Genomic DNA, 13,729 nt, shown 5'->3' with positions numbered 1-13,729 from the left:
ATGTTTTTTTAATCTATATATCTCTTACAGACTTAAGGAGCAAGAAATGATTAATATAAATAGCGAATTACAAATAAAGAACTCGGTTTTTAAAAATAGAGTTATTGTCCCTCCTATGGCCTCCCAAACGGCCGACGAGCTAGGTTATGTGACCAATGAGACTCTTAATCACTACCATAGGCTAGCAACTTCAGATGCTTCTCTTGTTCTTGTAGAGTATTCCTATGTTTCACTAGACGGAAAAAGTGAACCCAAACAGCTAGGAATAGATTCATATGAGAAAGTCATGGGTCTTAGACAACTATCAAATATGATTAAGCAAACAAGAGTTTTGGCCGGAATTCAATTAGTACATGCTGGAGCGAAGAGCACAAGTGAATTAACTGGAGGAAAGTTAATAGCTCCTAGTCCAATCTCTACTCCCGTAAAAGGACAAGAGCTTGAAATACCACTTCAAGCTACTTTAGCAGATATAGAGAAGCTCAAAAAAGACTTTATCAGGGCAGCTAAAATTGCTGTTCATGCAAACTTTGATGTTATTGAAATTCATGCTGCCCATGGATACGGTATTAATCAATGGCTCTCCCCTATTACAAATCAAAGAACTGATCAGTACGGAGGAACACTTTATAACAGAGCAAGAATTCTTTTTGAAATTGTCAGTGAAATTAGAGCGCTATTTCCTAAGTTAATAATCTCTGTTCGAATTCCAGGTCAAGACCACTTTGAAAATGGGACAACTACTACAGACTCAATACTAATCAGTAAGAAACTTGTTTACCTTGGTGTGGATATTATCAATGTTTCTTCAGGAATTGGTGGATGGCGCAGGCCTAGGGATAGAAGGGGCGAAGGATATTTAGTTGAAGACGCTAGACGAATTCAAAAGCATATCAATGCTCCGGTCATAGGTGTTGGTGGAATAAAAACAAAGAAGTATATAGAAGAAAATTTACAGAATAAATCATTTAGTTTTGCAGCAATTGGAAGAGCAATACTAGAGAACCCAATAATGGGAAAACAATTACTAACAAGGTAGACAGAATGAAAACAATGACAATGCTAACCCTTTTATTAACATTTATGAGTTTAAATATTAACGCTGACACAGATCCAAGGTTTCATATTCAAAAAGTTGTTACAGATTCATATGTAAACGGGGCCTTCAATGATTTAAATACAAATGCCATGAGAAAAGGATTTCATAAAGATTTTGAAATCTATTCAGTAAGTGGAGAAGAAATTGGCAGGTTTTCAATTGATAATTGGATAGCTACAGTAGAAAAGAGAAAAACATCACCTGACTTTGATCCAATTAAATATCAATATGATTATACTTTCTTAAATATTGATGCTGATGGAAATGCTGGTACTGTAAAAATTGAGTTTTCTCAAAATAATAGAGTTGTCTTTACTGATTACTTACTTCTTTTGAAATTTAGAACTGGTTGGAAAATTGTTTCAAAAGTATTCCATAGCAGAAATTAAAGGATAATCTTAGATATTATAACAAGGTAGTGTAATCGCCTTGTTATAATATCAAGGTTTGATTTTATTTTATTAGATCCTCTAATAGCTCTACTATTTTTTTCGTCTTGGTATCGTCAAGTCCATCCGCTTGAGGTGGAGCATATCGTTGATTATCATTGTCATAGTAGTCACCTGAGTGACTAGTATGGGTCCCCTCTAGACTTAGACTTGTTAAAATATTCACACCAATAGTAATATCATTACCAGATGTATTAAATCCTTCTTTAACCATCTTGGTACTAAGAAGTGATCCTGGGTTCACGGCAATTACAGTTATATCCTTATGTTCATTTGCCAAATACCTTGACCACATTGTTATAGCAAGCTTACTTTGAGCATAGGCCTCAAAATCACTCATTTCAACTTTCCCAATCATTGCATCAAAATCAACTGATGACTGGGCCGCAGAAGAGAGATTAATGACCCTTGATCCTTTTAATATTGAAAGGAGTTTCTTAGTTAACAGATATGGGGCAAAAGTATTCACTACATATCTAACATCATGCCCATCTTCAGTTCTCGGACTTGAAGTTTTAAATACACCTGCATTATTGATTAGGACATCAATAGAGTCATACTTCTCCAAAATTGAATCGGCCATATTGCGAACTTCAGTTAATTTTGAAAAGTCCGCCTTGAATGCAGTGACACCTAACTCATCAACGACCTTTTGTAACTTTTCTGAACTTCTTCCATGAACTATTACCTCATGTCCTAAGCTCTTTAGTTTCTTAGCAGTTTCTAGACCAATGCCATCAGTTGCTCCAGTAATTAAAATTTTCTTTCCCATAATTAAAGCCTTGTTATAATTTCTTCTAAGTCTAGTCTAGATTTCGGAAGTTTTGCAGTTCACCGCGAGGCTTACCCAGAAGTGCCACCTAGAGTCGAATATAGTCTGACTGAAAAAGGAAGAACTCTATCTCCTATCTTAAAAAGTTTAAGAAAGAGGGGAGAAGAGTATGCAGTGGATATTTTGAAGAATAAGTAAATTAGTGAAAGTATTAAATCATACCTTCTACAGTTAGAAAGCTTATCGTCTACTTGAAGAGATAAAGATAAATTCATTAACTTCAGGCCATCCCTCAAATCCATCGGCCCTATAACCTCTTAGCCAGAGAGTGTCTTCAATATTTCTGAGATAGAATCCATTTGGATAATTCTCATCAAGCTCTGGTTTTACAGAGGCAACCGTCAAATAAGCTCTTTCATTTTGATCTAGGTAGTCTAGTCTTAAAAAAGCAGCAAGATACAGAGGACAAAACTCAAGACCTAACTCAGAAATACGATTTGAAAACTCATCAGGAGTACAAGTCTCTTTTAGTCCTAGATCAGAAAGAGTTGTCATTACAAGTTTTACAACTTCAATCGTTTCAGAAGGAGTAAAATGAGGGTGCTCAAATAAAGTATTTGCGTAATCGTTAAACTGAATCCCTTCTGCAGATAAGCGCTGTAGAAGCTCATCTTTATTCAGTCCACCTATTGTTAGTTCTTTGAAAATTTTGAATTCTTTGGTTTGGTTAAGATTTTTCATAGTGTCTATACTTTAACTAGCGAGGTTTAGGATGTAAATAAAATACAAAGAGTAGATAATAGTCTTCTCTGCATTAAAAATAGAATATTTTACAAAAGATATTTTCTAAAGGTGAACCTTTTCGAGGCTATTTTTTCTCAAATTGTAACTAACACGAAAATATAATTTAAACCAACTATATGCTATCTTACAAAATAAAACCAAAGAGCGGCCTTGACGACCTTACCAGGTCCATCAATGCTTTTGTCGACATCATCCATATCTGCGATTTTACGAGAACCTGTACCTTCACGAATTTTATCACCACTGACATTAAAAAGAGTTCGAGACCCCGTACCTTCTCGAACTTTATCCCCACTAATATTAAGCACTGTTCTCGAACCTGTTCCCTCTCGAATACGATCACCACTAACATTGGCAATTGTACGACCGCCGTCTTTTAATTTTGTACCGTCAAATTTTAGCTTCGCCATTAAGCAGCCTTCTTTCTATAAGATTTTTTAAATAATTCTAATTCTTCAGGACTTTCCGCTAATAAAATAAAGCTCGGGACATATTGTTCAAGGGTGTACTTCGCTACCGCTTCCTCTAGCTCAGCCTCAGAAGGAGAAAGGATTACTCCGGCTTTTCCCCCTTTCATACTCGTAAAATATAAGCCGACGAGACCTATCCCCTGTCTAGAGTAGCTAGCTTGATAATCATAATAGTCCTTTGGATCGTGTCCTATCGAACCCGAAGTATCTGAAAAAGGAACAATATAAAGTTCCTTATCTTCTGTTTTTAGCAATCTCTTATAAACATTCAGAATTTCATCTTGGGCCACAGACTGGCTAAATACATTGGAAAAGAGAGATTCTTTACTAATGATCTCAACATCAGAGTACTCTCCAAAGAGATGCTTATTCGACTTACAAAATACTTCACAGACAATTCTAGACTTCGAATTATGCTGTCTAACGAGTCCCCTAATCGTTTTCATAGTAAAGAGAATCTTCGCATCTCTAGCGTTAGCAGAACTATAGTTGTCTCCAAGATCTCCAGAGATATTGTCATCATAAACAATGACAATTTTTTCGGCATTCCAAATATTGAGTCGTTCTAACTCATCTCTTGATGAGTAGTCAGTGTTTACATATTCAAATAGTGGATTGTTAAAAATATCAGCTCCACCTGGAACATTTTCAAAAAGTTTTCTTACCTGTGACTTATCTGATGCTGTAACTAATACAACTCTTTGCTTGTTTGCAGAAACGATATGCTCGGCTACACTCGGGATTAAATGATTCCAGCCAATAATTACAAAATCACCTTTTTTAATAGTTGTCATACCAACACCTTTATCTATAATTTCAAAAATTCCACTATATAAATTAGAAAAGACACCAATAATGGAAGCGTAAACAAAAAGTCCAAATGTCGAACCAACCAAAGAGACTCCCTTCAGTAGCATTGAATTACTTTCACTATAGGAAGAGCCATATGGATCAATGAAAATATTTAGCCCCCAATTGATCGAAGCTCTTACAGAAGGGATTAAGTCGGAATAAACTGAATACTCATAATGAATAAAAGAAAAAACACTTCCAAAAATAAATAGAATCGCAAAGTTTGCTCCAAAAACCAAACTTTGACCATAGAGCTTGTATCTAAAAAAATTCAGCACATAGTTAAACATCCTCTTATTCTTAGAAAAGACTCGCGTCAACCTTAATAGTTTTAAAGCACGTAATGCTCTCAAGGCCTTAAGATCAATTTGTTGCGTCCCTATAATAAGACTAATTACATCAGGTACTAGCGCTATAAAATCAACAAAGGTAAACGGAATGCTAAAGAGACCACCAAAGGCAATTTTGGAATTTTCAAATTTCTCTCTTGCGTAAACGATAATTTTTAACAAGAAATCAAATGCGAAAATTCCAAAGACTCCGTAATCAAAGTACTCATGAGTAAATTTCTTACCAAAAGAAAAATCAAAGACACTCTCAAGCCCTGTAACCAAAGCGAGAATAGATAAGAATGCTGTATAATAGACATTGTTCTCTAGAAATGACTGTATTTTGTCTGATTTTTTCACCCTTATTTATCGGAGCTTATATAGATTTTCTTTATGATCAAAGACTCTTAAAGTATTTTTTTTTCGACTATCTATGGATAATAATCAATAACCATAAGTTTCTGACTTTTTCGCCATAAAGCTCAACATTTAGTCTAAAACAGGTTGGGCCCTACTCTCCAGAAGATATTAAGAATTTTAGGAATATACTGCTTAATAGTCTTAACAACAAAATAGGAGACTTTATGAAAAAACCACAGCTTGATTCTTAAACACAACTGGTTATAACAATGAAACTTAGATAGACTACGTACTTAGTAAAATTTAAGAATAGTACGGCCCTTTGGTTCCAAGTACACTTCCTTCATAATAAGAACCAGAAGCAATGATAGTTACTTCTAATTACTAGAACGAACTACAGTAAGATCAAATCCAATCAAAAAAGGATAAATAATAAGCCATATAGCTGAGAGTAAAATACTCCAGGAGCTATTTGGGGCAAGACCTAATTCATTAATAATTACACAACATAGAAGAGGTCCAATCCACTTAAGACGTGAGATTCTTGAAATGCTGATTTTCTTTGAGCAGTCTTTGCACTTATACTTATTTGAAAAGAAGACCTTGTTCAACGAGACCTTACTTTTGCAATTTGGGCAGATGCATTTCATATTGAGTTATCCTCTATGTTAACTCTTTATCATGTTGATTAACTTTAGAGTTTAGTATTTATTCGTATGAATGCAGAGTACTCCCCGTCTGAAATTGCCTCTAAATCTATGGCCCTTTCCAAAACGTTTACAACTTACAAATTGTATTGCTTGGTCTGATTTATTTTATAATTACTAAATTGTGTAGGCAATAAAAATAAATTTCTTCTTTAAGTCTATTCACTTCAATTACTCTTAAGATATGGGTTCATTCTTAGAATTATTACCGTAGCTTAATAACCCATTGAAACATTCTTCACTTCTTCCTCACTTAACAAAGTAAGTAATTAAATTGTTACTTCTTTAATTGACACAACAGGTCTTCTCAATTTTTTTCACCATTAATTGATATGTTTTTGTATTTTTTGGTATTTTGGGGTTCTTTCGGGTGCAGCAGGCTTTATTAAATAATGATCTCTTTTATGATAAATCCACTTCCTTATAGCAATCTCGATAATCTCATTATTGTGATGATCAAGGCCTGTTGTCTCAGTGTCTAATATAGTACAAAATCCCATATCTGAATTCATTTCAACTTCTTTTTCAAATAAGCTTGCAGATAACTCAGTGAATTCATAGATCGTGATGCTTCGATCATCGTTATATATTTTATCAACAAAAAAGTTATTCATAGAAGAACTCCTAGTTCAACTTAATAGTTATTTAATGAATAATGGTAGTAAGTTTTTAATTTCATCTTGCAGATGAGTTAAATGCTCTTTCTCTTTAATATAATTAAGAGATATTTCTACATAATCTTTCCAAGTAACTGTGTTCATCTTAGAATAAGGAAATTTTCTTTTTTGAAGTACGTCTTTACTGAAATTATTTATTTTTTCATTCATAAACATATCATTATCTAACAATGGAGAGATAATATTCTCTATCGTTGAGTAATTCCCAACGACATCTTTTTTCCCTTTATTCACAAATGAATCATCACTTATACTAACATGAGCGAACTCCGTTTTTCTCGTTGACCAATCCCACTTATCATAAGTATATATATCATTCTCAATATTTTCAGAAGGATGGAACAAAATTATTCTCAATTTCATACAAGGATCAATGGACTTTAAAAAGATTGATAGATTTTGATATTTTAAAAACTGTTCAAAGCTAAACTTGTGAGCAGACGAACCTAGTGATACTTTCTGTTCCCCAATAATAAAAACATTATTTATCTCATCATACATTGAGAAATCAGGATTACCAAGAATCCTCTTAAGGCTGCTATCTGAAGGAAATAATAAATTTGTTAAAGATAAAGTCGAGAAAAGTTCTTCTCCTAGTAGCTTATTGAAGATTTGAGCATTATCTTTTGGAGGGATAGCCATGCATAGATTGTGAAATGAAAAATTAACACCCTCCTCTGTTGATGCCCATACATCTTGTCTTAGATCTGAGGAAAAACTATATTCACTCTTATGTTCATCGTAAATCTTTACTGTTTTATCATTCCACCTTTTTCTTTTCCACCAAAGATCCTCCATAACATTAAATTGAAATTCTGTTATTTTTGCCTTTGAAAAGGATAATTTATATCTTTCTAAATTCTTATTACTCATTTTGCTCCTTAACTCATGTAACATCTTTAAATCTACATATTTGTCATTAATCCAATTGTTTTTACAATCACTTCCTGTAACTACAGCCCTCCCCTTTTTCCTAACAAGGGCCTATAGTGCTTAGATATTGTATCTTCAATAATTTGTGAAGAATCGTTAGAAGCATTGGCCAAAGATATTATTTCTAACGTCAACTCCAATTCTTTTTTGTAAACTTTTCTTAAATGCAATGAATAAGTACTATTTCCTTTTCCTAATCCAAAATGATTTCTTAACCGTGCTGAAATGTTTTGAGACGAACCAACATAAAGAGACTTTGTTTTAAAATATTCTTTAGGCACAAGACTTGTACTACAACCAGACTTCTTTTTTAATTTGTCCTCTTTATACACTTTATAAACATCAACAGAGTCCTTCATTTTTATAAACCCGAAAATGTAAACGACTGTTATATTTTTAGGAAACTTGAGTTTTGTTTCTTTAATCAGCCCTTCTAACTTAGAAAGGTTGGTAATTTTAAAACGATAGGACTCAGAAATTGAAGCATTAACCTTCATTACATCATTTTTCAAATTGTCGAGTTCAAGACAAACAGTCTTTTTTATATCTTCAATATTCATTATCCTTCCTCAAACAGGTACAGGCACTCACCTACAACATTTTTATCAACTTTACTTTCTAGGGCCTTAACATACATATCAACTTGTTTCTTATAATGAGCTTTAATTTCTTCTTTCTTTGTTTTTAATAAGTCAGATTTAAAATCAATAACTCTAATTTTCTCTTCATTTTCAACTATCAAATCAATTATACCGTGGTATTTATCCTCTGATGAAAATGGCAATTCCGTATAGATCGCATCAGCACTTATAATATCAGTTGCGAGACTCGACTTTAAAAAGTCTTTTGAAACAGCTTTAAGGTTTTCTATATATTCATTCTCAAGTTTTATACCAAATTGATCATACAACTTGCTGATTAAAAGATTCGTATCAATTTCAATATTTTTCTGGGTATAAATTATGCTACAAAGATACTCCATTACCAAATGAGTAAAAGTACCAAAGGCCTGTCCATTTTTCCTTCCCTCAATTCCCATAAAGAGTTCACTATCCTCAATAAGAGTAGATACTGACTTAGAAGAGTTCTCAGTATTAATTAATGATTTAAGAACTTCCTTTTTGTAAACAGGAGCCTTATTAGAACATTCAATTTCGTGATGTATCTCTCTCGTTTCATATTCTTTACTATGCTTATTAAAATCAAGTTCAATGGTTTCTTTGAACTCTGGAGCGACATCTAATAATGTAGAGATAAATTGAGTATTTTCACCATCTTCTTTTGATATCAATATAAATTGCTCTTCAGCACGAGTTACGCCTACATAAAGAACTCTCTTTTCCTCTTCCTCTCTTCGTACTCCTTCTTTATTATAATATTCCTGCAATTGTGTTAGCTCTAGTCCATCTGCCAATTTAGAGCTTAAAAAAGGAGAATCAATAAGGATTTCTCCCTTGTGCCTATCCACATATTGTCTATCTTCAAATGGCTTTGATTCAAAAGCTGACATAATAACAACTTTAGATTCTAAGCCTTTTGACGAGTGAATAGTCATAAGAGTAACTGCATTAGCTTTTTTGGTTTGAAGATTAACACTTTCATCACTAACTTTTACCGCAGAGAAATATGAATCATTAACCGCCTTTTCAAACAGATTATGAAACGTTCTCTTGAGATCATAGTTATTCGCAACAAGTTCAGTTTTAGCAAGACTGCATAAGTTCTCAATAAACTGTAAGTAAAGATCATCTTCTGACTCAATAGCAAGAGAAGTAAATCCTGCTATATTACATAACTCTCTAAACTTGTCTTCAAAACTCCAATCCTTTTCTAGTACAATATTTAAACTTTCCTCACTTATATTGAGTAAATCGGACTCTAGAACACAGAATCTGTAGAATTTACCATTTTGGCCCTTCGGAAAGGCACTAAGGGCCAATAAGTTTAATAGTTCTATGACTTCATTTCTTTTTAAGAAGTTCTTACTCTTTGTATTTAAAACTGGAATATTTAATTCCTTAAGTGCTTTTTCATAGGCTTCCATTGATGTTCCACTTCTAAATAAGATTAGAAAATCTCCAGGAGTCAAACCTTGCTCATCCATCATCACCTTAACTTGACTTGCAACCATATATGCTTCTCTTGGACGAAGAACTCCCTTGTTGGGACGTTCCCTAAAAGGTAGTTCAGCCTCCTCATCAAGAAGATAATTTAACTTCCAATGCTCTGTTGTAAATGGTAGGTCTTTTTTCTTTTCACATTTTTCCATTGGAGTATAGTCAACACTCACATCCTTGCGTTCTTCAGATCTTATAAGAATCTTTTCAAAATTTGCATTTATGAAGTCTAAAAGTCCACCAGAACTTCTAAAATTAGATGTTAGCTCAAGTACTTCACCATTTCCCATATCCGATATTCTATCCATGACTTCGAGATATACAGAAATATCAGCACGGCTAAAACCATAAATACTCTGTTTGGGATCTCCTACAAAGAATAATTTATCTGTATTTTTACCAGCTAAATGAAAAGCAATATCCGCTTGCATTGGATCACTATCTTGAAACTCATCAATAATCACGATATCAAAACGTTCTTGAATCAACTTTCTCAAATGATCATCTGAGTCTAGTTTCTTTTTTACGAGGTATAAACAGTCAAAGAAGTCTATGAAGCCATAAAGCGCTTTATAATCCTCTACAACACTCTCAAAGTACGGATACACTTCAAGTGCATCATTGTAATATTGAATCTTAATGACACTCTCTATATAAGCACTATCAGCTTTAACTAGTTTTGCACATGCCTTTAAGTCTTTTAGGATTTGAGGATCTTTATAAGCACCTTGTGCACCGACCCCCTTAATCAACCCAATCCTGTTATCACAGATATACTCTACAAATTGCTCTTCAGTTTTTGAGTTTATAATATTAATAAGAGACTCTTGCATGTAAACATACATTTTATCAGTCTCTTTACCTGATTTTATATTCGCATATAGATCTTTTACTAAATTATAATACTCTCCAATACTTTGTGTGATACCTTTCTCTAGAGTATCTATATCTTTTAAAGAGCTATTATCTATCTTGATTGGGCTTAAATCTCTATTCTGATAAAGGGAAAGAAATGCTTGCTTAAGACTATCTGGAGTATTTGAATCATAAAGATTTAAAAAAGTATCCATTTGTGAAGCAAATAACTTTCTTGATTCACTCTCTTGGTTATTACTATCTTGCAACATAAGGTCAAAGCAGTTCTCAAGCATAATTTCAGTTGTCTTTTCATCTGCTAACTCAAGCTCTGGATCTATACAAAATTCTATAGGATACTCTTTGAGTAGATCGTAACAGAAAGCATGAAAAGTTGATATTTTAGAATCTGTTAGCTTCGCTAGTGCATCTTCAACATTTGGAAGCTGTAAATTACTCTCCATTATTTCCCGAATTCGAGTCATCAATTCATTCGCTGCCTTTGTTGTATATGTAATGATGACCATTCTCTCAGGCGATAATTCGGCTTTGGAAACAAGATTTAATACACGGTCTTTAATTGAGCTCGTTTTTCCTGCTCCTGCACCAGCCTTTACAAATTGTGCACATTTCAAGTCATCAATTGTGTTGTTTCCAGTTATCTTATCTCTAGTCTCTTGATCTTTTGGTTGTTTAATAGTCGCCATTAGTCCTCCATAACTGCGTTTTTAAGGTTAACTAATTGCTCAAAGTCTATGCGCTCTCTTTTTTCTTGCTTTCCGGCACATATTTGTTTGTAATCACAATAATAACATTGAGTAGAGTTTTTAAAGTATTTGCCTGTACTTGCTTCAGATATGTATGTTTTTAATATATTTTCAAATTTCTTTTCTGGTGTCTGGCCATCATGATAGACTTTCGTCCAGTCACCTCGATCGGATGTAAAGTAATACCCGGCCTCAATAGACTTAATATCTTTTGAAAACTCCGACTCAAGCAACGCTTTTGTATAAAGAGCATGCTGAAAGTATACTTTGTAGGGATCTCTAAGCTTTTTCCCCTCAATTACAAAAAGATATTGCTTCTCTGATTTAAAGGGGTTTTTTCCAGTTTTGTAATCAACAACTCTATAGTTTCCTTTTCCATCTGTGTCTACTCTATCAATTAGACCATCGAATAGAAGCTCTACACCATCAAGAACCCATTTAAAATTAAATTCATATTCGTGCGCTATTGGATAAAAAGAATCATTCTTTTCAATTTCTTGAGCTAAGAATGTTACAAGATTTTCGCTCATCTCAGTTAGCTCTTCTTGTCTGACATACTCAGGAACATCTAAATTATATTCCCTGAAAGTCACCTCTTTGTTCAGTTTTGAATCAAGAGCACCTTCAATTGCCTTCTTTATATCAGCATCTTTGATATTTCCAAGATATTCAGAATAAAGGCCATCATCTACACAAAAAGGCTTAAGTAAGTTCTCGTACGCTTTGTGAAGAAAAGTCCCCCGAGACATCGCATCAAGCCAATAGGATTTATCTACTTCCTCTAATTCTGGAGGATAGACCTTCAGGTTAGACCTAAGATTAAAGCGATAAGGACAGTGATAAAAGTTCTCTAATGATGATGCAGACAAATCTTTCTTAAAGTTATCGCTCACACCAAAATCAATATCTTCAACTTCTTTAGAATACAATTTACTAGCTTGATTATTAATACTGGTCATTAGACCTTCATTAGAAAGAGTATTTAAAAAGACTCCCTGCTCTTTAAGGTCTGTTACATATTGTTCCTTAACATTACAAAGATCGTAAATGTTTTCAATTTTGATCTCTTTTCCTTGCGCTTTTAGAACCTTATTAAAAAAGGTTGAAGGAACTTTTAATTTACCCGTTTCTAAGTTATGACTCTCATATGTTAAAAGTTGTTGACCGGACGAGTTTTTAATTAATGTTCCAAGCATATCTTCAACTCTATAAGCATCGACAATGAGTATTGCATCTGTAGATTTGTTTATTAAATCTCGCTCATTCTTTTTTAGCAAAGGATCAATCTTTTGTCGTTTGGGATAATTTCCATGTTCTAGTCCTAATACCGCTATATTTTCACAGCTAAGGGCATAGCAATCATCAAGAGAACAAAGAGTTAGCCCTGTTTGATCTAAATCAAGATCAATGCTTGTGAAATTCAGGTCTGATACTTCTTTAGATAAAATTTCATATGCATCAATTGGAATTTTGAGATCAAGATATATATTGCTGGCCAATTTAAGATCAGAGACAATATTAAGTACTAGCTTATAGAAAACTCTAAATAATTCAGTCTGTTCTTTTTCTTCGCTTCTCATTCTGACAAGAGATTCAACTATATTTAAAAATATATCTTGTTCTTTATTATTCTTGTTCTGTGTTGCTAATGTTGTCATAAATGATTCAAAGAACGAAAAGTTTGAGCACTTAAGCCCTCTCTCAAGGTACACTGGCATTTCTTCTTTAAGCTTATATAGCTCATTTGCATACAAATCATAATTTAAGGCAACAAGCTTCGTGTTATCACTCGTAAATTTATTTTCATGCATCCAACGAAAAGTGTTTCTTATACTACTATTGGCCGTTATTGAGCTTGAACAACTAACTTTTGACAAATCGGCATCGATCTCTTTTGAAGAAAAGCGAGTGATCGAAATTTTCTCTTCTAACAATTCGATCAGTACTTTCTCATAACCAACAACTTCAACATCATCTAAAAATGTAATTCTTATATCTCGTAGTAAAGAATCATATTTCCCTATCTTCAAACGTTCTAATACAGAAAAAAACACTTTCGAATAGTCAGCTAAATCTTCGCTTCGATATAGAGTGTATAACTCAATCAGAGATGACGATTTGTGTGGATCTTCAAGCTTTAAATTATCAATACTTGTTCCATCTAAACTCAACCTTAACTCTTCAAGAGCATTAAGAATAAGTCCTCTGTTTCCGCGTATTTTCATAGCTTCATGAAAATAATTATCAGCTTTTAATTTCTGGTGAATTTCACATAATTTTAAATCTAATTCGTGATGATTTAAGTATTCGACATCGGTGTTCTCTAAAAAAAATGAGGGATGGTTATAAAGCTCCTCCACTAAACTACGAAGCGTGCATGGTATATATCCAATATTAGATATTTCTCTACAGTACCTTTTTGACATTAATTCACTCGAACTAACTATATAAGTCTTCACAATCATAAAACCCTCAAATAGAATGCTCTACGAATTAAATTCGCATCTAAACTATTATTTTTATTAAAACTAAACTTAT

13 protein-coding genes are annotated in these 13,729 nt (G+C 33.3%); 3 read left to right on the top strand and 10 right to left on the bottom strand.

The features are described from left to right. Positions 1 to 46: 46 nt before the first annotated feature. Both DPQ89_RS09750 and DPQ89_RS09745 read left to right on the top strand, forming a co-directional pair. Positions 47 to 1,039 carry an NADH:flavin oxidoreductase gene (locus DPQ89_RS09750; RefSeq protein ID WP_127716748.1) on the top strand — a complete coding sequence of 331 codons (993 nt, stop codon included), beginning with the start codon at positions 47 to 49 and terminating at the stop codon, positions 1,037 to 1,039. A 5-nt stretch (positions 1,040 to 1,044) separates the two neighbouring features. Next, positions 1,045 to 1,488 carry a nuclear transport factor 2 family protein gene (locus DPQ89_RS09745; protein WP_127716747.1) on the top strand — a complete coding sequence of 148 codons (444 nt, stop codon included), beginning with the start codon at positions 1,045 to 1,047 and terminating at the stop codon, positions 1,486 to 1,488. Between the two features lie 64 nt (positions 1,489 to 1,552). On the opposite strand, the gene DPQ89_RS09740 is transcribed toward DPQ89_RS09745, so the two are convergent. Next, positions 1,553 to 2,320 (bottom strand): SDR family NAD(P)-dependent oxidoreductase, encoded by a 768-nt coding sequence (locus DPQ89_RS09740; RefSeq protein WP_127716746.1) that lies wholly within the window; start codon positions 2,318 to 2,320, stop codon positions 1,553 to 1,555. Between the two features lie 81 nt (positions 2,321 to 2,401). Here DPQ89_RS09740 and DPQ89_RS09735 point away from each other — a divergent pair, with 81 nt between their 5' ends. Next, positions 2,402 to 2,518 (top strand): winged helix-turn-helix transcriptional regulator, encoded by a 117-nt coding sequence (locus DPQ89_RS09735; protein ID WP_370350785.1) that lies wholly within the window; start codon positions 2,402 to 2,404, stop codon positions 2,516 to 2,518. A 42-nt stretch (positions 2,519 to 2,560) separates the two neighbouring features. On the opposite strand, the gene DPQ89_RS09730 is transcribed toward DPQ89_RS09735, so the two are convergent. From DPQ89_RS09730 to DPQ89_RS09690, 9 genes are all read right to left on the bottom strand, one after another. After that, entirely contained in the window at positions 2,561 to 3,061 is a 501-nt protein-coding gene (locus DPQ89_RS09730; protein WP_127716745.1) for a hypothetical protein, read from the bottom strand. Between the two features lie 182 nt (positions 3,062 to 3,243). Then, positions 3,244 to 3,534 carry a hypothetical protein gene (locus tag DPQ89_RS09725; RefSeq protein WP_127716744.1) on the bottom strand — a complete coding sequence of 97 codons (291 nt, stop codon included), beginning with the start codon at positions 3,532 to 3,534 and terminating at the stop codon, positions 3,244 to 3,246. Then, entirely contained in the window at positions 3,534 to 5,135 is a 1,602-nt protein-coding gene (locus DPQ89_RS09720) for an ion transporter (protein WP_127716743.1), read from the bottom strand. The genes DPQ89_RS09725 and DPQ89_RS09720 overlap by 1 nt, the downstream gene beginning before the upstream one ends. Positions 5,136 to 5,512: 377 nt before the next feature. After that, positions 5,513 to 5,785, bottom strand: coding sequence for a hypothetical protein (locus DPQ89_RS09715; protein ID WP_127716742.1), 273 nt, complete (start codon positions 5,783 to 5,785; stop codon positions 5,513 to 5,515). Between the two features lie 380 nt (positions 5,786 to 6,165). Then, positions 6,166 to 6,456 (bottom strand): exonuclease domain-containing protein, encoded by a 291-nt coding sequence (locus tag DPQ89_RS09710; protein WP_127716741.1) that lies wholly within the window; start codon positions 6,454 to 6,456, stop codon positions 6,166 to 6,168. A gap of 27 nt (positions 6,457 to 6,483) precedes the next feature. Beyond that, entirely contained in the window at positions 6,484 to 7,392 is a 909-nt protein-coding gene (locus DPQ89_RS09705) for a hypothetical protein (RefSeq protein ID WP_127716740.1), read from the bottom strand. Between the two features lie 80 nt (positions 7,393 to 7,472). Next, the gene (locus DPQ89_RS09700; protein WP_127716739.1) at positions 7,473 to 8,012 is read right to left on the bottom strand and encodes a hypothetical protein; all 540 of its coding nucleotides are present in this window, start codon (positions 8,010 to 8,012) and stop codon (positions 7,473 to 7,475) included. Then, positions 8,012 to 11,131 (bottom strand): exodeoxyribonuclease V subunit beta, encoded by a 3,120-nt coding sequence (locus DPQ89_RS09695; protein WP_127716738.1) that lies wholly within the window; start codon positions 11,129 to 11,131, stop codon positions 8,012 to 8,014. The genes DPQ89_RS09700 and DPQ89_RS09695 overlap by 1 nt, the downstream gene beginning before the upstream one ends. Next, complete coding sequence (locus DPQ89_RS09690) at positions 11,131 to 13,617, bottom strand: PD-(D/E)XK nuclease family protein (RefSeq protein WP_164848343.1); 2,487 nt, start codon at positions 13,615 to 13,617, stop codon at positions 11,131 to 11,133. Before DPQ89_RS09690 ends, DPQ89_RS09695 begins: the two co-directional genes overlap by 1 nt. Positions 13,618 to 13,729 lie beyond the last annotated feature (112 nt).

It is taken from the genome of Halobacteriovorax sp. HLS, from assembly GCF_004006665.1.
Classification (GTDB): Bacteria; Bdellovibrionota; Bacteriovoracia; order Bacteriovoracales; family Bacteriovoracaceae; genus Halobacteriovorax.
Note: the sequence above shows the minus strand (reverse complement) of the source record. Positions and strands in the feature narration are given on the sequence as shown.

Excerpts from the sequence above, each read along its gene's own strand:
- DPQ89_RS09750 (WP_127716748.1), top strand. The coding sequence starts at position 47 with ATGATTAATATAAATAGCGAATTACAAATAAAGAACTCGGTTTTTAAA.
- DPQ89_RS09745 (WP_127716747.1), top strand. The coding sequence starts at position 1,045 with ATGAAAACAATGACAATGCTAACCCTTTTATTAACATTTATGAGTTTA.
- DPQ89_RS09740 (WP_127716746.1), bottom strand. The coding sequence starts at position 2,320 with ATGGGAAAGAAAATTTTAATTACTGGAGCAACTGATGGCATTGGTCTA.
- DPQ89_RS09730 (WP_127716745.1), bottom strand. The coding sequence starts at position 3,061 with ATGAAAAATCTTAACCAAACCAAAGAATTCAAAATTTTCAAAGAACTA.
- DPQ89_RS09725 (WP_127716744.1), bottom strand. The coding sequence starts at position 3,534 with ATGGCGAAGCTAAAATTTGACGGTACAAAATTAAAAGACGGCGGTCGT.
- DPQ89_RS09715 (WP_127716742.1), bottom strand. The coding sequence starts at position 5,785 with ATGAAATGCATCTGCCCAAATTGCAAAAGTAAGGTCTCGTTGAACAAG.
- DPQ89_RS09710 (WP_127716741.1), bottom strand. The coding sequence starts at position 6,456 with ATGAATAACTTTTTTGTTGATAAAATATATAACGATGATCGAAGCATC.
- DPQ89_RS09705 (WP_127716740.1), bottom strand. The coding sequence starts at position 7,392 with ATGAGTAATAAGAATTTAGAAAGATATAAATTATCCTTTTCAAAGGCA.
- DPQ89_RS09700 (WP_127716739.1), bottom strand. The coding sequence starts at position 8,012 with ATGAATATTGAAGATATAAAAAAGACTGTTTGTCTTGAACTCGACAAT.
- DPQ89_RS09695 (WP_127716738.1), bottom strand. The coding sequence starts at position 11,131 with ATGGCGACTATTAAACAACCAAAAGATCAAGAGACTAGAGATAAGATA.
- DPQ89_RS09690 (WP_164848343.1), bottom strand. The coding sequence starts at position 13,617 with ATGTCAAAAAGGTACTGTAGAGAAATATCTAATATTGGATATATACCA.